Origin of the sequence: Pseudomonas sp. A1230 (assembly GCF_044218825.1) — a bacterium.
GTDB classification, from domain to species: domain Bacteria; phylum Pseudomonadota; class Gammaproteobacteria; order Pseudomonadales; family Pseudomonadaceae; genus Aquipseudomonas; species Aquipseudomonas iridis.
The window spans coordinates 5,159,310-5,177,674 of the sequence record NZ_CP162582.1 but is presented as its reverse complement, the minus strand read 5'-3'; the positions used below and the strand labels follow the sequence as shown (position 1 = coordinate 5,177,674).

The 18,365-nt window shown below is 59.0% G+C and carries 19 protein-coding genes; 10 read left to right on the top strand and 9 right to left on the bottom strand.

The features are described from left to right. Nucleotides 1-24: 24 nt before the first annotated feature. The 5 genes from AB4P97_RS24255 to AB4P97_RS24235 all read right to left on the bottom strand — a co-directional run bounded on the left by AB4P97_RS24255 (nucleotide 25) and on the right by AB4P97_RS24235 (nucleotide 4,504). Complete coding sequence (locus AB4P97_RS24255; RefSeq protein ID WP_395601711.1) at nucleotides 25-759, bottom strand: iron-containing redox enzyme family protein; 735 nt, start codon at nucleotides 757-759, stop codon at nucleotides 25-27. Beyond that, on the bottom strand, nucleotides 737-1,405 hold the full coding sequence (locus AB4P97_RS24250) for a hypothetical protein (RefSeq protein WP_042556919.1): 669 nt from the start codon (nucleotides 1,403-1,405) through the stop codon (nucleotides 737-739). The genes AB4P97_RS24255 and AB4P97_RS24250 overlap by 23 nt, the downstream gene beginning before the upstream one ends. Nucleotides 1,406-1,684: 279 nt before the next feature. Next, nucleotides 1,685-2,242 carry an L-threonylcarbamoyladenylate synthase gene (locus tag AB4P97_RS24245; protein ID WP_042556918.1) on the bottom strand — a complete coding sequence of 186 codons (558 nt, stop codon included), beginning with the start codon at nucleotides 2,240-2,242 and terminating at the stop codon, nucleotides 1,685-1,687. A 55-nt stretch (nucleotides 2,243-2,297) separates the two neighbouring features. Continuing rightward, nucleotides 2,298-3,395: a DNA-processing protein DprA gene (dprA, locus tag AB4P97_RS24240; RefSeq protein ID WP_395601710.1), complete on the bottom strand. Its 1,098-nt coding sequence runs from the start codon at nucleotides 3,393-3,395 to the stop codon at nucleotides 2,298-2,300. An 83-nt stretch (nucleotides 3,396-3,478) separates the two neighbouring features. Next, a complete protein-coding gene (locus tag AB4P97_RS24235) occupies nucleotides 3,479-4,504 on the bottom strand; it encodes a LysM peptidoglycan-binding domain-containing protein (RefSeq protein WP_042556916.1) in 1,026 nt (341 codons plus the stop codon). Between the two features lie 159 nt (nucleotides 4,505-4,663). Here AB4P97_RS24235 and def point away from each other — a divergent pair, with 159 nt between their 5' ends. From def to AB4P97_RS24210, 5 genes are all read left to right on the top strand, one after another. Beyond that, nucleotides 4,664-5,170 carry a peptide deformylase gene (gene def, locus AB4P97_RS24230; protein ID WP_042556915.1) on the top strand — a complete coding sequence of 169 codons (507 nt, stop codon included), beginning with the start codon at nucleotides 4,664-4,666 and terminating at the stop codon, nucleotides 5,168-5,170. Between the two features lie 71 nt (nucleotides 5,171-5,241). Next, nucleotides 5,242-6,201 carry a methionyl-tRNA formyltransferase gene (gene fmt / locus AB4P97_RS24225; protein ID WP_395601709.1) on the top strand — a complete coding sequence of 320 codons (960 nt, stop codon included), beginning with the start codon at nucleotides 5,242-5,244 and terminating at the stop codon, nucleotides 6,199-6,201. Further along, nucleotides 6,198-7,508 (top strand): 16S rRNA (cytosine(967)-C(5))-methyltransferase RsmB, encoded by a 1,311-nt coding sequence (gene rsmB / locus AB4P97_RS24220; protein WP_395601708.1) that lies wholly within the window; start codon nucleotides 6,198-6,200, stop codon nucleotides 7,506-7,508. Before fmt ends, rsmB begins: the two co-directional genes overlap by 4 nt. Nucleotides 7,509-7,530: 22 nt before the next feature. Continuing rightward, nucleotides 7,531-8,907 carry a Trk system potassium transporter TrkA gene (gene trkA, locus AB4P97_RS24215; protein ID WP_042556912.1) on the top strand — a complete coding sequence of 459 codons (1,377 nt, stop codon included), beginning with the start codon at nucleotides 7,531-7,533 and terminating at the stop codon, nucleotides 8,905-8,907. Nucleotides 8,908-9,074: 167 nt separating this feature from the next. Continuing rightward, nucleotides 9,075-9,389, top strand: a complete 315-nt coding sequence (locus tag AB4P97_RS24210) for a tetratricopeptide repeat protein (RefSeq protein ID WP_042556911.1) — start codon at nucleotides 9,075-9,077, stop codon at nucleotides 9,387-9,389. Between the two features lie 15 nt (nucleotides 9,390-9,404). On the opposite strand, the gene AB4P97_RS24205 is transcribed toward AB4P97_RS24210, so the two are convergent. The 3 genes from AB4P97_RS24205 to tag all read right to left on the bottom strand — a co-directional run bounded on the left by AB4P97_RS24205 (nucleotide 9,405) and on the right by tag (nucleotide 11,251). Next, the gene (locus tag AB4P97_RS24205; RefSeq protein WP_042561928.1) at nucleotides 9,405-9,644 is read right to left on the bottom strand and encodes a PilZ domain-containing protein; all 240 of its coding nucleotides are present in this window, start codon (nucleotides 9,642-9,644) and stop codon (nucleotides 9,405-9,407) included. A 121-nt stretch (nucleotides 9,645-9,765) separates the two neighbouring features. After that, a complete protein-coding gene (locus AB4P97_RS24200; protein ID WP_064389687.1) occupies nucleotides 9,766-10,653 on the bottom strand; it encodes a lysophospholipid acyltransferase in 888 nt (295 codons plus the stop codon). 40 nt (nucleotides 10,654-10,693) lie between these two features. After that, nucleotides 10,694-11,251: a DNA-3-methyladenine glycosylase I gene (gene tag, locus AB4P97_RS24195; protein ID WP_261735449.1), complete on the bottom strand. Its 558-nt coding sequence runs from the start codon at nucleotides 11,249-11,251 to the stop codon at nucleotides 10,694-10,696. 81 nt (nucleotides 11,252-11,332) lie between these two features. Between tag and glyQ the strand changes: the two genes are divergently transcribed. The 4 genes from glyQ (at nucleotide 11,333) to AB4P97_RS24175 (ending at nucleotide 15,744) form a co-directional block, all read left to right on the top strand. Next, nucleotides 11,333-12,286, top strand: a complete 954-nt coding sequence (glyQ, locus tag AB4P97_RS24190; RefSeq protein ID WP_025112261.1) for a glycine--tRNA ligase subunit alpha — start codon at nucleotides 11,333-11,335, stop codon at nucleotides 12,284-12,286. After that, complete coding sequence (gene glyS / locus AB4P97_RS24185) at nucleotides 12,283-14,337, top strand: glycine--tRNA ligase subunit beta (RefSeq protein ID WP_042556908.1); 2,055 nt, start codon at nucleotides 12,283-12,285, stop codon at nucleotides 14,335-14,337. The genes glyQ and glyS overlap by 4 nt, the downstream gene beginning before the upstream one ends. A 4-nt stretch (nucleotides 14,338-14,341) precedes the next feature. Further along, nucleotides 14,342-14,881 carry a D-glycero-beta-D-manno-heptose 1,7-bisphosphate 7-phosphatase gene (gene gmhB, locus AB4P97_RS24180; protein WP_164488102.1) on the top strand — a complete coding sequence of 180 codons (540 nt, stop codon included), beginning with the start codon at nucleotides 14,342-14,344 and terminating at the stop codon, nucleotides 14,879-14,881. A gap of 83 nt (nucleotides 14,882-14,964) precedes the next feature. Then, a complete protein-coding gene (locus AB4P97_RS24175) occupies nucleotides 14,965-15,744 on the top strand; it encodes a 1-acyl-sn-glycerol-3-phosphate acyltransferase (RefSeq protein ID WP_047303479.1) in 780 nt (259 codons plus the stop codon). Between the two features lie 168 nt (nucleotides 15,745-15,912). Here the strand turns inward: AB4P97_RS24175 and AB4P97_RS24170 are convergent, their stop codons facing one another. After that, nucleotides 15,913-17,445 carry a sensor histidine kinase gene (locus tag AB4P97_RS24170; protein WP_395601707.1) on the bottom strand — a complete coding sequence of 511 codons (1,533 nt, stop codon included), beginning with the start codon at nucleotides 17,443-17,445 and terminating at the stop codon, nucleotides 15,913-15,915. 168 nt (nucleotides 17,446-17,613) lie between these two features. Here AB4P97_RS24170 and AB4P97_RS24165 point away from each other — a divergent pair, with 168 nt between their 5' ends. Continuing rightward, nucleotides 17,614-18,333 (top strand): response regulator transcription factor, encoded by a 720-nt coding sequence (locus AB4P97_RS24165; protein ID WP_042556904.1) that lies wholly within the window; start codon nucleotides 17,614-17,616, stop codon nucleotides 18,331-18,333. Nucleotides 18,334-18,365: the final 32 nt, after the last annotated feature.

Genomic DNA, 18,365 nt, shown 5'->3' with positions numbered 1-18,365 from the left:
TTCTGCAAAATCGCCGTGAAGGGCTCATGAGTTATCCAGAGCGTGCAAGAAGTCATAGCGCGGTGCGAGGCCGTTTTGCCAGGCCTCATACTGCTCATAGACGGCTTCAAGCATGTTGCCGGTCAAACGCAAACTGGTTTCCATCACGGTAGCAACGGCGTCCCAATCGGATTGATCTTTGCAAGTTCGCTGCAGGATGAGTTTGATTTCGTTGAAGTGTTCGATATCAATATCGGAGTGAGCGATAAAGAATGTCAGCTGAGCCGGTTTTAACGACAATGTTTCGCTCAAGCCATTAATGAGCGGATTAATAAATTGATAGGCGTTTTCTGCCCAGTAACTGTACCCCAGCCGTTGCAGTGGATTACCGGTAAAAGATATCCAGTATAAATAGGCGATTAACACTTCGGTGGCCGGTAGTGCCGTCGGTATATCGAAGACTTCATTCTTGAGGCCCAGACTCATGACGTCATGCAGTGCCATTTTTTCATGGCCGACCTCTTGCGCCGCATGCTCAAAACAAAATTTTGCATACACCGGATTGTCGGCATGGCGCACGCCCACCAAACCCTGGTTTCGCGCATTGTGTGCGGTGTAGTGGAAAGTCTCGATCATGTAAATCGCATACAAGGCCTTCGAAACGCTGCCGCCGCGGATGGCTTTAACCAGCCGCGAGTTATCGAGAATAGCGGCCCATACATTTTCGATTCGTTCGTCCAGCAGGCTCAGCTGTTGTTCAAAACTGACATGCGCGGTCATCGTGACTCTCCGGTGAATTGAGGGCGGTGTGGGCGGGTTGTTGAACGGCTGCGAGGATCTGCGGCCATTGCGCTGAGAGCAGCCAGTAATCACCGCGGGCGCGTTGTTCGATATGCAGGGAGTCGGTGGTGATTGATGTCAGGCCGAAGCGCTGGAACAGTCGCCGCTGGGGTGATCGGCACAGGGCTGTGACACCCTCATAACCGCGCTTGATCGCCCATTCGGTGGCCGATGCCAGCAGGCAGTTGACCGACACCGGCAGGTGACCCTGAGAGAGGGTGATCAACCGGCTGAACTCGACATGACGCGACAGCGCCTGGGTTGGCGAAAGATGCTGATGCGCCAGTGATGCCCATTCAAACGGTGAGGGCGTCACTCTCAATACCGCCATCAACTGGTCTTGTTGATAGAGCAGGAAGTGCGTGCTGCGGGCCGTTATCGCCAAGCTTGTTTCCAGCAAACGGGCTCTGGAGGTCAGCATGTAGTGTTGCAATCGCAGCCGAAACTGCCGACCAATAAACCGTTCAAACTCTCGCGTGTCTGATCCGGCTTCGAGAGTAACCACATGACAATTTTCATGCTGACGTTTTAATGTCGACTGAAGTGCCTGCAGATAATCCGTGAGTTGTAATTCCGTAGTATCCATTCCTTCTCCGCAGACGTTAACTTATCGAAGTTTTCTGAGCGCATTGAAATGATGGATGCTTTTAGAAATATCGCCACTGCGCGATTTCTGATAATGGCGTAGGAAAAATTACTGAAACTGGATGCTCGTCGATTAGTCCGACACATTAAAGACAGATATAAACAAACAGTTGTTGTATTTTAATAGTTACTTGAAGGAAAAATCGCAGCCATATGTAGTACTCCTCGCCTTTAAAGCCGAGGAGTACTACATATATCTATATAAGCTTGAAAGAGAACGTCAGTCAGGGCGAATGACGTTACCGCTGGCCAGGTCACGGATGACGCTGGGGTTTTTGCGCCCACCCAGTTGTCCACCCAATACCAGGTCAATCTGTCCGCGGAAATACTGCTCGACCCTCAAGCGCGTGCGCGCCGCCGGACGTCCTTGGGGGTTGGCCGATGTCGAAATCAGCGGCCCGACCATTGAGCACAAGTCACGCACCTGCGGGTGATCACTGACCCGCAACGCGACGGTGTCATGCACCCCGGTGACCCATTCCGGCAACAAGTTCTGATGCGGCACCAGCCAGGTGTTCGGCCCTGGCCAGGTGCTGGACATGCGGTCGATCCAGTCCTGCGGGAAGTCTTCAAACAGAAAGTCGAACTGGCGAATATTGTCGGCGACCAGAATCAGGCCCTTGTCGACCGAACGGTTCTTGATCGCCAGCAGTCGATCCACCGCTTCTTCATTCCACGGATCGCAACCCAGCCCCCAGACAGCTTCGGTTGGATAGGCAATCACCGCCCCGGCGCGAATCTCTCGCGCGGCTTGTTGCACACGCCAACTGTTGACCATGAAAAAACTCTCCACAAACAGGTTTCGCGCAGTTTACCGATCTTCCTTGTAAAACCTAGCTCGTCCTGGCCAGCCAGCGACCGTTTTCGCACACCGCACGGCCATCCATTTCCAGTTCCGTGAGGGCCGCCAACACTTTGGGCAAGGCCCAGCCACTGCTATCAGCCAAGCCTTCGCTGGTATGCGGTGCGGCGTGCAGCAGCGTGAGCAGTGGATGAGTCTCTTTGGGCGTGTCCATAGACATCGGTAAATGCTGCCAGCCGCGCAGGGCTTCGAGGATGTGCTCTATGGTTTCGACCAGCACTGCGCCATCTCGAATCAACTGGTGACAGCCGCGTGCACCGGGGTGATGAATCGAGCCGGGAATGGCGTAAACCTCCCGTCCCTGTTCCGCCGCCAACCGCGCGGTGATCAGCGAACCGCTGGCCACACTCGCCTCGACCACCAGCACGCCAAGGGACAAACCACTGATGATCCGGTTGCGCCGCGGGAAGTTGCTGGCGCTTGGGCCGGCATCCAGCGGAAACTCCGAAAGCACTGCGCTGCCCGAGGCAATCATCGCATCGGCCAGCCGCTGATTGCGCTGTGGATAAAAATTTTCCAGGCCGGTGCCCAGCACACCCACGGTTTGCCCGCCGACATCCAGCGCGGCCTGATGCGCGGCGGCATCAATGCCCAGCGCCAGACCACTGGTGATGACAAAACCGGCGCCCGCCAGGCAGCGAGAGAAGGCTGCGGCGGTGTCCATTCCCGGACGCGAAGCACGGCGGCTGCCAACCATCGCCAGTTGCGGTTTTTCAAGAATCAGTGGGTCACCCGCGACGAACAACAACGGCGGAGGATCCGGGATCTGTGCGAGCAGCGCCGGATAATCCGCTTGATCCCACATCAGTAAATGTTGATTGGGCCGCTCTAGCCAGCGCATTGCGTGGCTTGCGCCATCGCGCACTTTAGGACATCGCCGCGCCTCGGCACAGGCCGCCGGCAATCCCAGCGAACGCCAGGCACTGGCCGGGGCGCTGATGGCTTTGGACGCCGAGCCAAAGGCTTCGAGCAATTTGAGAAAGCGCTTCGGACCGATTGTCGGCAAGCGGTGCAGGCGCAGGCGCGCTTCCAGTTCCGCAGGGGAAACCGGTGTACAGACAGGCAGCATAAAGGATCAATCCTTGATCGTTATAAGCCCCGAACCATTCGGAGCAAGCTGTGGATAACTCTGTTGGTAACTTGTTAAGCACGCTACGGATTTCGCACCTTGTCGAGCACCGCCAATGAGCGCGATGCGTTAAGGACGAGGCCGTAGCTGAGTTTGTCGTAGGTGCGGAACACCATCAGTAATCCGGCGCGTTCGTCGGGGATTTTCAGTGGCTGACCGGTGATCCGGTCGCGCACGGTTTCGCCGGTTTTCATCACCACCAGCACATTGCCTTCAGCCAGGCCGTCACGCTTGCCCTTGTTCAGGGTGACCACGTCCATCGCGCCGATCTGGGTGACACCGCGCGGCACGTCGATGATGACGCCGTTGATGTTGCTGGTCGGCGCGCTGGGCATGAAGGTCGAGTTGATCGAGCGCTCTTCGCCGCTGAACAAGCGGTCGCCGAGGCGTACTTCCTGTGTGGTGCGTTGCAGGGCGAGGGTGGCGACATCGCCCTCGGTGGCAACGATTTCTCCACCACCAATGTCATCGGCGTTGATCCCGAGAAACTCCTTGGTCTGCGGATCGGTGTAAATCTTGCCCTGTCGGAAGATGCCGTACACCGGCTGATCCGGGTCGAAGTGGCCACGAGCGAAAATGCGGTCGCCGGTGCCGCTGAGCACCCGTTCGGCATCGCCGGCGACGATGTACGGCGCCTTGTCGAAGTCTTCGGCCTTGTCGACGATGCGATTGCTCAACAGAAAGCTGTTGATGGATTTGAGTGGAATGCTCGGAATCGCCTCGGCCACCGGACTGGTGCGAATGCGTGGAGAGAGCTTGATGGTGCCGCGCGACTCGCCGCGATTGAGGGTCAGGCGTGGCTGGCCGTTGACGTAACTGAACGTCAGCGTGTCGCCGGGGTAGATCAGGTTGGGGTTCTCGATCTGCGGATTGGCCCGCCACAGTTGTGGCCACTGCCAGGGCTCGCGCAGGTATTTGCCGGAAATATCCCAGAGTGTGTCCCCCGAAACCACCGTGTATTGCTGTGGAAAACCATCCCTGAGTTGCACTTGCCCCTGCGCCGCGCCAGCCGAAGCCAACAGCAGCAGGGCGAGTAGTGTTTTCCTCATGCAGTGAATCCCTTTATCATGTGCGCTCGCGTGAATCGTCAGAGCCCCCGTGGCTCGCTTGAGCAAAATGCACAAGCTACGCTTCACAACGGTAGCCTGCATCTTCGGACCTGCCAGGCCATCGACCCGACTTTACTCAACACGTGCAGCAATCAGCCTATGGCCATTTTAAACATCCTCGAATTTCCGGACCCGCGTCTGCGTACTATCGCCAAGCCTGTGGCTGTAGTGGACGACGAAGTGCGTCAGTTGGTCGATGACATGTTTGAAACAATGTATGAAGCGCCGGGCATCGGCCTCGCCGCGACCCAGGTCAACGTGCACAAACGTATCGTCGTGATGGACCTTTCCGAAGACCGCTCCGAGCCGCGGGTATTCATCAACCCCGAGTTCGAATCACTGACCGAGGAAATGGATCAGTATCAGGAAGGCTGCCTTTCGGTGCCCGGCTTCTACGAAAACGTCGACCGTCCGCAGAAGGTCAGGATCAAGGCGCTGGACCGCGACGGCAAGCCCTATGAACTGATTGCCGAAGGCCTGCTCGCCGTGTGCATCCAGCACGAATGCGACCACCTCAATGGCAAATTGTTCGTCGATTACCTGTCCACGCTCAAACGCGACCGGATCAAGAAGAAACTGGAAAAGCTCCATCGCCAGAACGCTTGATGCCCTCCTTCAAAGGCTTGCTGCGGCAAGCCTTTTTCTTTTTATGAAGCTTTGCCATAGAGAGCCATTCAATGACTGAGCCACTGCGCATCGTTTTTGCCGGTACTCCGGAATTCGCCGCCGAGCACCTCAAGGCCCTGCTGAGCAGCCCTTACGAGATCGTTGCGGTCTACACCCAACCGGATCGTCCAGCCGGTCGCGGGCAAAAACTGATGCCGAGCCCGGTTAAACAGCTGGCGCTGGAAAATAATATCCAGGTGTTGCAGCCGCCGACCCTGCGCAACGCTGACGCACAAGCCGAGCTCGCGGCGCTGAAGCCGGATTTGATGGTGGTGGTCGCCTACGGTCTGATCCTGCCGCAAGTGGTGCTCGATATTCCGCGTCTGGGCTGCATCAACAGCCATGCATCCTTGCTGCCACGCTGGCGCGGAGCGGCGCCGATTCAGCGCGCCGTCGAAGCGGGCGATGCCGAAAGTGGCGTGACCGTGATGCGCATGGAAGCCGGCCTCGACACCGGGCCGATGCTGCTCAAGGTCGTCACGCCGATCACCGGCGAAGACACCGGCGGCACGCTGCACGACCGTCTCGCCGAGATGGGCCCGCCGGCCGTGGTGCAGGCGATTGCCGGCCTGGCGGCTGGCACTCTTGAGGGCGAAGTGCAGAACGACGACCTCGCCACCTACGCGCACAAACTGAACAAGGACGAAGCACGCATCGACTGGAGCCGTCCGGCCATTGAGCTGGAACGACTGGTGCGCGCCTTCAACCCATGGCCGATCACCCACAGCACCCTCAACGGTGAAGCGCTGAAAGTGCTGGCGGCAAAACTTGCCGACGGTAAAGGCGCACCGGGTGAAATCCTCAGCGCCAGCAAGGACGGCCTGATCGTCGCCTGCGGCGAACAGGCGCTGTGCCTGACCCGTCTGCAATTGCCGGGCGGCAAGGCGCTGAATTTCAGCGACCTGTTCAACAGCCGTCGTGAGAAATTCGCCGTCGGCACCCTTCTTGGCGCAGCGGTGGACGCGCAATGAACCCTCGTCTGGCCGCCGCCAAGGCTCTCGCCGCCGTACTGAGCGGCAAAGCCTCGCTTAACAGCTCTCTGCCGACGCAATTGGACAAGGTCGAGGATCGCGATCGCGGTTTCACTCAGGATCTGGCGTTCGGCACCGCGCGCTGGCAGCCACGGCTGTCGGCACTGGCGGAAAAACTCCTGCAGAAGCCGTTCAAGGCTGCGGATGCCGATGTCGAGGCGTTGCTGTTGGTCGGCCTCTATCAGTTGCTCTACACCCGCGTTCCGGCCCACGCAGCCATCGGTGAAACCGTCGGTTGCGCCGAGAAGCTGAAAAAGCCTTGGGCCAAGGGCCTGCTCAATGCCGTATTGCGCAATGCCCAGCGTGAAAGCGAAACAATTTTCGCCGAGCTGGAGCGCGATCCAGTGGTACGCACTGCTCACCCGCGCTGGCTGCAAAAATCCCTGAAGGCCTTCTGGCCAGAGCAGTGGGAAGCGATCTGCGAAGTGAACAACGCGCATCCGCCGATGATCCTGCGGGTCAACCGTCGCCATCACAGCCGCGACGCCTATCTCGGTCTCCTGACTGCGGCCGGTATCGTGGCAACACCGTGTGTCTTCAGCCGCGACGGCATCATTCTTGAAGCCGCTGCCGATGTGCGCAGCCTACCGGGGTTCGCCGAAGGCTGGATCAGCGTGCAGGACGAAGCCGCTCAACTGGCCGCCGATCTGCTCGATCTGGCGCCGGGCCAACGCGTGCTCGACGCCTGCTGCGCACCCGGCGGCAAGACCTGCCACATCCTCGAAGCCGAGCCCGCACTGGCCGGCGTGGTGGCGGTGGATCTGGAAGCCAAGCGTCTGGTGCGCGTGCGAGAAAACCTCGAACGCCTCGGTTTGAGCGCAGAGCTGATCGCCGCTGACGGTCGTGATATCGAGAAGTGGTGGGATGGCAAACCGTTCCAGCGCATCCTGCTCGACGCACCGTGCTCGGCCACCGGCGTGATCCGCCGTCATCCGGACATCAAGCTGACCCGTCAGCCCGACGACATCGTCGCCCTCGCGCAACTGCAAGGCGAGTTGCTCGACGCGATGTGGAAAACCCTCGAAGTCGGCGGCATCCTGCTTTACGCCACCTGCTCTACCCTGCCGACCGAGAACACCGAAGTCATCGCCGCGTTCCTCGAGCGCACACCTGGCGCACGCGAGCTGGACCTGGCCACGACTGCCGGGATCAAGCAGCCCCATGGTCGCCAACTGCTGGCCCAGCAGGGCGGGCATGACGGGTTCTACTACGCCAAACTGATCAAGATCGCTGCCGCACGCGGCTAAACGGATTCATTGGAGTGACTGGATGAAAATCATCATCCTTGGTGCAGGACAGGTCGGCGGTTCGCTGGCTGAACACTTGGCGAGCGAAGCCAACGATATTACCGTGGTCGACACCGATGGCGAGCGCTTGCGCGACCTCGGTGATCGTCTCGACATCCGCACCGTGCAGGGCCGTGGCTCGCTGCCATCGGTGCTGCGCCAGGCCGGCGCCGACGACGCCGACATGCTCGTGGCCGTGACCAACAGCGACGAAACCAACATGGTCGCCTGTCAGGTCGCCCACACGTTGTTCCACACCCCGACCAAGATCGCCCGGGTGCGCGAAGCGTCCTATCTGAACCGCGAAGAGCAGCTGTTCCAGAACGAAGCCATTCCGGTCGACGTGCTGATCAGTCCCGAGCAAGTAGTGACCAACTACATCAAACGCCTGATCCAGCATCCCGGCGCTTTGCAGGTGATCGACTTCGCCGAAGGCAAGGCGCAATTGGTGGCCGTACGCGCTTACTACGGTGGGCCGTTGGTGGGTCAGCAATTGCGGCAATTGCGCGAGCACATGCCGAACGTCGAGACCCGCGTCGCAGCGATTTTCCGCCGCGACCGACCGATTTTGCCGCAAGGCAATACGGTGATCGAAGCCGATGACGAAGTCTTCTTCATCGCCGCGCGTGAGGATATTCGCGCAGTGATGAGCGAAATGCGCCGTCTCGACGAGACCTACAAGCGCATCGTCATCGCCGGCGGCGGGCAGATCGGCGAGCGTCTGGCCGAGGCCATCGAAAGCCGTTATCAGGTGAAGATCATCGAGATGAACCCGGCACGCTGCCGCTATCTCTCCGACACCCTCGACAGCACCGTGGTGCTGCAGGGCAGCGCGTCGGATCGCGATTTGCTGATGGAAGAGAACATCGCCGACGCGGATATTTTCCTCGCACTGACCAACGATGACGAAGCCAACATCATGTCGTCGCTGCTGGCCAAACGGCTGGGGGCGAAGAAGGTGATGACGATCATCAACAACCCGGCTTACGTCGACTTGATCCAGGGCGGCGACATCGACATTGCCATCAGCCCGCAACTGGCGACCATCGGCACGCTGCTGGCCCACGTGCGCCGTGGCGATATCGTCAGCGTGCATTCATTGCGTCGCGGTGCGGCGGAAGCGATCGAGGCGATTGCCCACGGCGATGCCAAGTCGAGCAAGGTCATTGGCAAGCCCATCGAGAAAATCGGCCTGCCGCCGGGCACCACCATCGGCGCGGTGATCCGCAATGATCAGGTGATCATTGCCCACGACGATACGGTGATCGAAGCGGGCGACCATGTAATTCTGTTCCTTGTGGATAAAAAGCATATTCGTGATGTGGAGAAGCTGTTCCATGTGGGGTTGAGCTTTTTCTGATCCGGATTATCTGGTGATCAGACTGGCCCCATCGCTGGCAAGCCAGCTCCCACAGGTTTTTGGTTGTTCACAAATGTGATGCCCACCAGAGATCCCTGTGGGAGCTGGCTTGCCAGCGATGGCGGCGCCACACATCTTCCCTGACAGACCCGAAAAGGAATCCACCCATGCTCGAATCCCTGGAAAAAATGCTCGCCAAGGGTGTGGATAACTCATTGCTGCGCTTCGGTCTGGGCAAGGGTTATCTGGATCTTGGGGAAAACGCCAAGGCCGCCGAGCATTTCCAGCGCTGTGTCGGCTTCGATCCAAAATACTCGGCAGCCTGGAAACTGTTGGGCAAGGCGCAATTGGCGCAGGGCGATCACGCCGCCGCGCGCCAGGCGTGGGAACACGGCCTGGAAGCCGCCCGCGCTCATGGCGACAAGCAGGCCGAGAAAGAGATGACGGTGTTTCTGAAGAAGCTCGATCGTCAGGCGCAGTAGATCAGCGGATCTTGTTCACAAGTAACGAAGACCGATGCCCTCGGCATCCACCGTCACCACTTCCATCCGCACTCGCGGCGCGCCTGTGGGTAAATCCTGCACCTGGCCATAGACCACCGCGCCTTTGGGCAACGATGCGAGGCGCGGATGCTGGACATAGACGCCGGTGGGCGACAGATTGCGGGTCTGGCCGAGGCAATCGCCGAAGCTGTCGTGGCTGATCTTGATGCGGAATGATTTGCGGTGTTCGGACATCTTCATGCGCCCTTCGCTGATCTTCTTTTGTGGATAACGGGAGGAAGATCAAACGATCGTCCGATCACGTCCCGAACCTGCGGCAACGCCTACACGTTATCCACAGAGTGTGCCAAATCGGTTAATACCAGCGTTCTTCGCCCGGTGGACGCTTCTTGAAGCGCTTCATGCTCCACATGTACTGGCTCGGATACGCCGCCACGTAACGCTCGACGACTTTGCTCATGGCAGCGCAGGACTCGGCGGTATCGGTGCTGTACATGGCCTCTGGCGCGGCTTCGAGGATCACTTTGTAGCCGGAGCCATCGGGCAGACGCAGCGCATGCAGAAACACGCCAACGGCTTTGCCACCGGCCAACATGTTCGGCACGAATTTGCTGGTCAGCGCCTGCGTGGCGAAGAAGGGCACGAAGATCCCCGCTGATTCGGCCGGTTCCGGGTCAGCGGGAATGCCCACTGCACCACCTTTGCGCACTTCCTTGATGACGCTGAGAATGCCTTCCTTGGTTGACGCCGCGACTTTGTTGCCCAGTTGTACGCGCTGCTTGCGCAGCAATTCATCCACAGCCTTGAGCTTGGGTGGACGGTAGAAAATGATCGGTTTGCACTGGCTGCAATAGAAGTGGTTGAGCACTTCCCAGTTGCCCAGATGACTGGTGATGCCGACCACGCCTTTGCCCGAGGCCAGTGCGTCCTTGAGGATGTCCAGACCTTCGACTTCGCGCACCAGGTCGATGGAACGCTGGGCCGGCCAGATCCACGCGCAGGCGCTTTCGGTCAGGGACTTGCCGATGTCTTTCAGACTCTGCCCGACCAGACGCTCGCGCTCGGCCGGGTCCATCTGTGGAAAACATTTAGCGAGGTTGATCCGCACTACATCGCGGGAGCGGTTGGGGGTTTTCCACATGATCCAGCCAATTGCCGAGCCCACGGCCTGCACCGCCCGCCATGGCAGAAGGGCAAACAGCCGCAGAGCGCCTACCAGCAAGGCGCCTTTAAACTTTTCCACAGGTCACTCCTGATCTTGTGCTGTGCGCGAGGCGGCCATTCTAACCGCCGTTGACCAGCTGCGCGTAGCGGTCGCAGTCGCGGGTGTGATCCATGACCATGCCCGAGGCCTGCATCAGCGCGTAGCAAATGGTCGGACCGACGAACGTGAAGCCAGCCTTTTTCAGGCCTTTGCTCATCGCCAGCGCTTCGGGGGTGATCGCCGGGACTTCGCTGCGATCCTTGAAATGATTGATGATCGGCTGGCCGCCGACGAACGACCAGAGAAACGCCACCGGATCTTCCAGCGCCAGCCAGGCCTGGGCATTACGCCGGGCGGCATTGAGTTTGAGGCGGTTGCGGATGATCCCAGGATCGAGCATCAATTCTTCGATTTCGGCGTCACTCATCTGCGCCACACGTTGCACATCGAAGTCGAACAACACCTCACGATAGCGCTCGCGTTTGCGCAACACGGTGATCCAGGAAAGCCCGGCCTGGAACCCTTCGAGCAAAAGCAACTCGAACAAACCCTGCGCATCGCGTAGCGGCGTGCCCCACTCCTGATCGTGATAAGCCATGTACAGCGGATCTTCGGTACACCAAAAGCAGCGTGGCATAAGGCTCCAGGGGGTGGAGGTGCGACTGAATCGGGTATACTCCCGCTCTTTAAATCGCAGCCCAAGAAACAGGTGAATTTCGTGAGCCAGCCTACGCCAGCCGTGCGTACCTTCCAAGACTTGATCCTCGCGCTCCAGCAATACTGGGCCGAGCAAGGTTGTGTGGTACTTCAGCCCTACGATATGGAAGTAGGCGCCGGCACTTTCCACACCGCGACCTTCCTGCGCGCCATCGGCCCGGAAACCTGGAACGCCGCCTACGTGCAGCCAAGCCGCCGTCCGACTGACGGCCGTTACGGCGAAAACCCGAACCGTCTGCAGCACTACTATCAGTTTCAGGTAGTCCTGAAGCCGAACCCGGACAACTTCCAGGAACTGTACCTGGGCTCCCTCAAGCATGTCGGCCTGGACCCGTTGGTTCACGACATTCGCTTCGTCGAAGACAACTGGGAATCGCCGACCCTCGGCGCCTGGGGTCTGGGCTGGGAAGTCTGGCTGAACGGCATGGAAGTGACTCAGTTCACTTACTTCCAGCAAGCGGGCGGCATCGAGTGCTACCCGGTGACCGGCGAAATCACCTACGGTCTCGAGCGTCTGGCCATGTACCTGCAGGGCGTGGATTCGGTCTACGACCTGGTCTGGGCTGACGGCCCGATGGGCAAAGTCACCTACGGCGATGTGTTCCACCAGAACGAAGTGGAGCAATCCACCTATAACTTCGAACACGCCAACGTCGACAAACTGTTCGAACTGTTCGACTTCTATGAAAGCGAAGCCAAGCGCCTGATCGAACTCGACCAGCCGTTGCCGCTGCCGAGCTACGAAATGGTCCTGAAGGCCTCGCACACCTTCAACCTGCTGGATGCGCGCCGGGCAATCTCGGTGACCGCCCGTCAGCAATACATCCTGCGCGTACGCACCCTGGCGCGTTCCGTTGCGCAAGCCTACCTGCTGGCGCGCGCCAAGCTGGGCTTCCCGATGGCGACCCCGGACCTGCGTGACGAAGTACTGGCCAAGCTGGAGGCTGCACAATGAGTGCGCAAGATTTTCTGGTTGAACTGGGCACCGAAGAACTGCCACCCAAAGCGCTGAACACTTTGGCTGACGCGTTCCTCGCCGGTATCGACAAGGGCCTGCAAGCTGCCGGCCTGAGCTATGAAGCAAAAACCGTCTACGCCGCGCCGCGTCGTCTGGCTGTGTTGATTACCGCGCTGGCCACCCAGCAACCGGATCGCAGCATCAACCTCGACGGCCCGCCACGTCAGGCGGCTTTCGATGCCGAAGGCAATCCGACCCAGGCAGCGTTGGGCTTCGCCAAGAAGTGCGGCGTCGACCTGAGCGAAATCGATCAGAGCGGCCCGAAACTGCGTTACAGCCAAAGCATCGCCGGCAAGCCGACCGCGAGCCTGCTGCCGACCATCGTCGAAGATTCGCTGAACGACCTGCCGATCCCGAAACGCATGCGTTGGGGTGCGCGCAAAGAAGAATTCGTGCGTCCGACCCAATGGCTGGTGATGCTGCTCGGTGACCAGGTCATCGACTGCACCATCCTCGCGCAGAAGGCTGGCCGTGACTCCCGTGGCCACCGCTTCCACCATCCGGAAAACGTGCGCATCGGTTCGCCGGCAAGCTACCTGTCCGACCTGCGTGCCGCTTATGTTCTGGCCGACGCCAACGAGCGTCGCGAGATCATCAGCAAGCGCACCGAAGAGCTGGCGACCCGTCAGGAAGGCACCGCAATCGTTCCGCCGGCGCTGCTCGACGAAGTGACCGCGCTGGTCGAATGGCCGGTGCCGCTGGTGTGCTCGTTCGAGGAACGTTTCCTCGACGTGCCGCAAGAAGCACTGATCACCACCATGCAGGACAACCAGAAGTACTTCTGCCTGCTGGATGCCGACGGCAAGTTGCTGCCTCGTTTCATTACCGTGGCCAACATCGAAAGCAAAGACCCGCAGCAGATCATCGCCGGTAACGAGAAAGTGGTTCGCCCACGCCTGACCGACGCCGAGTTCTTCTTCAAGCAAGACAAGAAGCAGAAGCTCGAAGTGTTCAACGATCGCCTGAAGAACGTGGTGTTCCAGGAAAAACTCGGCAGCGTCTATGACAAGGCCGAGCGCGTATCGAAACTGGCGGCTTACATCGCCGCACGCATCGGCGGCAACGCTTCGTGGGCTGCCCGCGCAGGCTTGCTGTCGAAGTGCGACCTGTCCACCGAAATGGTCGGCGAGTTCCCGGAGATGCAAGGTGTCGCCGGCTACTACTACGCCCTCAATGACGGCGAGCCGCAAGACGTCGCGCTGGCGCTGAACGAGCAGTACATGCCGCGCGGTGCCGGTGCTGAACTGCCTGCGACCCTGACCGGTGCAGCCGTCGCCATTGCCGACAAGCTCGACACACTGGTCGGCATCTTCGGTATCGGCATGCTGCCAACAGGCAGCAAAGACCCGTATGCCCTGCGCCGTGCGGCACTGGGCGTGCTGCGTATCCTGATCGAGAAAAAACTCGATCTCGATCTGAACGACGCCGTGGCTTTCGCTGTGAATGCGTTCGGTCCCAAGGTCAAGGCTGCTGGTCTTAACGAAGCGGTGCTGGAATTCATCTTCGACCGTCTGCGTGCGCGTTACGAAGACGAAGGCGTCGATGTTGCCACTTACCTGTCGGTACGTGCCCTGAAGCCGGGTTCGGCGCTGGACTTCGACCAGCGTGTGCAAGCGGTGCAGGCCTTCCGCAAACTGCCGGAAGCGGCAGCGTTGGCGGCGGTGAACAAGCGGGTTTCCAACCTGCTGAGCAAAGTTGAAGGCGCCGTGCCAAGCGTGGTTGAAGCCAAGTACTTCGACAATGCCAACGAGTTCTCGCTGTACTCGGCGATCCAGCAAGCGGATCAGGCTGTACAGCCAATGGCTGCGGCGCGTCAGTACAACGAATCGCTGGCACGCCTTGCAGCATTGCGCGAGCCGGTAGATGCGTTCTTCGACGCGGTAATGGTCAATGCCGAAGACGCCAAAGTGCGGGCCAACCGTTACGCGCTGCTGGCGCGTCTGCGTGGCCTGTTCCTGGGTGTTGCCGACATTTCGTTGCTGGGTTGAGGGATTGCTGTTGAAACTGCTGATTCTCGATCGGGACGGAGTGATCAATTACGACTCCGACGCTTACATCAAGTCGGTGGCGGAGTGGATTCCTTTGCCCGGCTCGATCGAGGCGATTGCGCAGTTGAGCAAGGCCGGCTGGACGGTGGCGGTTGCCACTAACCAGTCGGGCATTGCTCGCGGCTATTACGACCTCGCCACCCTCGACGCCATGCACGCGCGTTTGCGCGCATTAGTGGCGGAGCAGGGCGGTGAAGTCGGGCTGATCGTGTACTGCCCGCATGGGCCGGACGAGGGTTGCGATTGCCGTAAACCGAAACCGGGCATGTTGAAAACCATCGCGGCGCATTACCACGTAGAACTGAACAATGTCTGGTTCGTCGGCGACAGCCTTGGTGACCTGGAGGCCGCCAAAGCCGTCGATTCACAGCCAGTTTTGGTAAAGACCGGAAAAGGCGAAAAGACTCAGGGCAAAACCCTGCCGGTTGGCACTCTGATTTTTGACGATCTGGCGGCGATTGCCGCAGAACTTATCCACAACTAGAGTACTTCTGAAATTCCTGACCAGGGATTGATCGGGAGTGCGCTTGAACAGACGGGCATTGCCCCGTAACGGTAAACGTCGCCATGTCGATACTGCGGGCCATCAGAATCTTTCTCTTTTACCTGCTGCTGGGCACTACGTCCTTACTGTGGTGCAGCCTGAGCTTTTTTATCGCGCCCTTTTTGCCATTCAAGGCGCGCTATCGCTTCATCAACGTGTACTGGTGCCGTTGCGCCTTGTGGTTGAGCAAGGTGTTCCTGGGTATCCGTTACGAAATCAAAGGCGCGGAAAATGTGCCTGACCGGCCCTGCGTGATTCAATCGAACCACCAGAGCACTTGGGAGACGTTTTTCCTCTCCGCTTATTTCTCGCCTTTGAGCCAGGTGCTCAAGCGCGAATTGCTGTTCGTGCCATTCTTCGGCTGGGCCATGGCCATGCTGCGCCCGATCGCGATTGATCGCGACAATCCGAAAGCTGCGCTCAAGCAAGTCGCGGCGAAAGGCGATGAGCTGCTCAAAGACAATGTCTGGGTGCTGATCTTTCCGGAAGGCACTCGCGTCCCCTACGGCACTGTCGGAAAATTCTCCCGCAGTGGCAGCGCTTTGGCGGTGAATGCCGAGCTTCCGGTACTGCCGATTGCACACAATGCCGGCAAATTCTGGCCGAAAACCGGTTGGGCCAAAAAGCCTGGAGTGATCACTGTGGTCATTGGCGAACCGATGTACGCCGAAGGTACTGGGCCGCGGGCCATTGCAGCATTGAACGACCGGGTACAAGCCTGGAACGAGCAGACGCAACGGGAAATGGGTTCGTTGCCACCTGCGCCACAGGCACCCGTTGAAAGTGGTCAGATCGCTGTCTGAAATTTTGTGGATAACCTGTGTACGCTTTTGTTGAAAAAGCTTGAATATTAGATATAACCTACTGATTTACTTATATATTTCTCAAGCTCATAAAACACCGTAAAAGGTGCATAAGTTTTTTTTGGATGTAAAAAAACCGGCTGATATAGCCGGTTTTTTTGTGCCTGTTCATTCAATGATCAGCGGTAACTCAAGCCTGAACGTCGTACCTTGATCGACCACACTGCGGCATTCGATTCTGCCGCCATGGTGATCGACCACGGCTTTAACCATCGACAGGCCCAGACCAACGCCATCAATGCCCTGAGCCGAGGAAAAGCGCCGGTATTGGCTGAACAGGTCGGGCAGTTCCTCGGCGGCAATGCCTTTGCCCTGATCAACAAGCTCGCAACGGAGCCAATCGTCCTGACACGTGACACGCAAATGAATCGTGGTGTCAGCCGGGCTGTACTTGATGGCGTTTTCCAGCAGATTGAACAACGCACGGGTCAGCAGGCCTTGGTCAGCAGACACCAACCGTTCCTGGGACTGCTCGTCCATGTCGTGCAGCAGTTCGATGCGTTTCTGCTGGGCGATCGGCAAGGCCTGATCAAGCACGTCCAGCACCAGCATCCCAAACAACGTCGGCTGGAACTGATACGTTTCGGATTCAGCCCTCGCCAACAACACAAAGCCATCGGTCAGATCCAGAGCGCGGTGAACCTGACGCTCGATCTGTTCGAACAATGGCGCATCCGCCCCGGCCTGATGACGATGAACATCAAGCAGAGCGAGGATCGCCGAGTGCGGTGCACGGAGATCATGGGAGAGGAAGCGCAGCAAGACGCCGCGTTGCTCCTCGGCGGCGCGCTCGGCACTCAGGTCGGTCAAACTCAGCAACCAGCCGATTGGGGTGTCACCATCTACAGGCAGCAACGCAGCGCGCTCAAGGCGCAGGCTGCGCTCCTTGTGATCGCGAAATTCCAACAACGGCAGTGCGGATAACAGAGGACGCGGGGCTGTGGACAACTCTGGATATCCGAGCAGCGCCAACTGATCGAGAACGTCGTTACCCACCAAAGCATGATCGAACAGCTGGCGAGCCTTGCGATTGCCCAAAAGGATCTGGCCCTTGGGATCGCTGATGAGCGTGGCGACGGGTAAATATTCCAGACCGTCAGCGATAAAGCGCCGGGTATCGCGGGTACGACTCATGGCTTGTTCGAGCGCCATGATCTGGCGCTGCAAGTGATCAGCGCCAGTGAACTGTGCGCGGCGGCGTTCGGGAAAGACTTTCGGTTCGCTCTCCAGCCGCGCCAGCTCCCAACCGAAGTACGTCAGCACCACACTCAGGCGTCGCCAGTTCCAGATCAGATAGCCGAACAACATGCCCAGCATCGCTGGTGTTGGTGACCACCACTCGCGGATTTCCGCCAGCCCGACGCTGGTCAGCAGTACGCCGGCCATGCCGATCAACGTCATCCAAAGGGCCAGACGTGGACGCCATAACAACAGCCCAAGAACGCAAACCACCAGTCCCACCGAGAGCAATGCGCCAAGACCCGGGGATGCATCATTGAGATTGACCTGCGCTCGATACGATAACAGCGCAGTCAGTGGCAACAGCACTAGACTTATCCACAACCACTCGCGCACCAACTGGCGAAACAGTCGCTGCACCTGGCTCGGCTCTCGGCTTTCATGCCGTCTGCGGTCATTCATGGGAAAAAGGGCAGGGGGGGTGTGAATGGTTTCATAGGTCACAGGTCTGATACTCGACCCGAAGAATCATAGCGGACGTCGACCAACGGCGGGCCGCTTACTTTAATAGCGAAGGTCGAGCGACTAAGGTTGACGGCCAACTGCCCCAGCAACAAGGAACCCTCGCGTATGCGCGTTGCGATACTGGACGACGAACCCGCCGAACTGCGCCGGGTCGAGCAGACCCTGCAGCAAATGGCCGAAGCCGGAGAACAGCCTTGGTCGCTGCACAGCTTCGAGCACGGTGAAGACCTGTTGCGACAGCTGCGCCGGGAAACCTTCGACCTGTTGATCCTCGACTGGCAACTTCCCGACATCACCGGGCTGGCCTTGTTGCGCTGGACCCGTGAACACATGGAGGCGCCACCGGCGGCGATCATGCTCACCAGCCGCGATGGCGAAAGCGATATCGTCCAGGCCCTGAATGCCGGTGCCGACGACTACGTCAGCAAACCGTTCCGGCCTAATGAACTGAAAGCCCGAGTCACCGCAGTATTGCGCCGGCACAGCCAGCCACGCAGCGCTGCAACCGAAGTGCTGAGTTTTAATGATCTGACCTTCGATGACGCCGAGTTGACGGTCACCCGTGAGGGCAAACCGATCGTCATGACCGAACGCGAATACCGCCTCGCACGATGCCTGTTCAGCAACCTCGGCCGACCGCTGTCGCGGGATTACCTGTATGAGCGCTTCTGGCCCCATGAAGAAGTCGCTTCATCGCGGCCCTTGGACACGCACATCTATCGACTGCGCAACAAGCTGGGGCTGACGGCGGATCGCGGCTGGCAGTTGTTGACGATTTATGGGTATGGGTATCGGCTGGAAAGTGTGGCGACGGCGCAAGAATAAGATCAAGGAGCCAAAAAAAAGGCCAACGCAAA

Excerpts from the sequence above, each read along its gene's own strand:
- AB4P97_RS24255 (WP_395601711.1), bottom strand. The coding sequence starts at position 759 with ATGACCGCGCATGTCAGTTTTGAACAACAGCTGAGCCTGCTGGACGAA.
- rsmB (WP_395601708.1), top strand. The coding sequence starts at position 6,198 with ATGAACCCTCGTCTGGCCGCCGCCAAGGCTCTCGCCGCCGTACTGAGC.
- AB4P97_RS24250 (WP_042556919.1), bottom strand. The coding sequence starts at position 1,405 with ATGGATACTACGGAATTACAACTCACGGATTATCTGCAGGCACTTCAG.
- AB4P97_RS24175 (WP_047303479.1), top strand. The coding sequence starts at position 14,965 with ATGTCGATACTGCGGGCCATCAGAATCTTTCTCTTTTACCTGCTGCTG.
- fmt (WP_395601709.1), top strand. The coding sequence starts at position 5,242 with ATGACTGAGCCACTGCGCATCGTTTTTGCCGGTACTCCGGAATTCGCC.
- dprA (WP_395601710.1), bottom strand. The coding sequence starts at position 3,395 with ATGCTGCCTGTCTGTACACCGGTTTCCCCTGCGGAACTGGAAGCGCGC.
- glyS (WP_042556908.1), top strand. The coding sequence starts at position 12,283 with ATGAGTGCGCAAGATTTTCTGGTTGAACTGGGCACCGAAGAACTGCCA.
- AB4P97_RS24210 (WP_042556911.1), top strand. The coding sequence starts at position 9,075 with ATGCTCGAATCCCTGGAAAAAATGCTCGCCAAGGGTGTGGATAACTCA.
- AB4P97_RS24245 (WP_042556918.1), bottom strand. The coding sequence starts at position 2,242 with ATGGTCAACAGTTGGCGTGTGCAACAAGCCGCGCGAGAGATTCGCGCC.
- AB4P97_RS24170 (WP_395601707.1), bottom strand. The coding sequence starts at position 17,445 with ATGAATGACCGCAGACGGCATGAAAGCCGAGAGCCGAGCCAGGTGCAG.
- def (WP_042556915.1), top strand. The coding sequence starts at position 4,664 with ATGGCCATTTTAAACATCCTCGAATTTCCGGACCCGCGTCTGCGTACT.
- tag (WP_261735449.1), bottom strand. The coding sequence starts at position 11,251 with ATGCCACGCTGCTTTTGGTGTACCGAAGATCCGCTGTACATGGCTTAT.
- AB4P97_RS24165 (WP_042556904.1), top strand. The coding sequence starts at position 17,614 with ATGCGCGTTGCGATACTGGACGACGAACCCGCCGAACTGCGCCGGGTC.
- trkA (WP_042556912.1), top strand. The coding sequence starts at position 7,531 with ATGAAAATCATCATCCTTGGTGCAGGACAGGTCGGCGGTTCGCTGGCT.
- AB4P97_RS24235 (WP_042556916.1), bottom strand. The coding sequence starts at position 4,504 with ATGAGGAAAACACTACTCGCCCTGCTGCTGTTGGCTTCGGCTGGCGCG.
- AB4P97_RS24205 (WP_042561928.1), bottom strand. The coding sequence starts at position 9,644 with ATGTCCGAACACCGCAAATCATTCCGCATCAAGATCAGCCACGACAGC.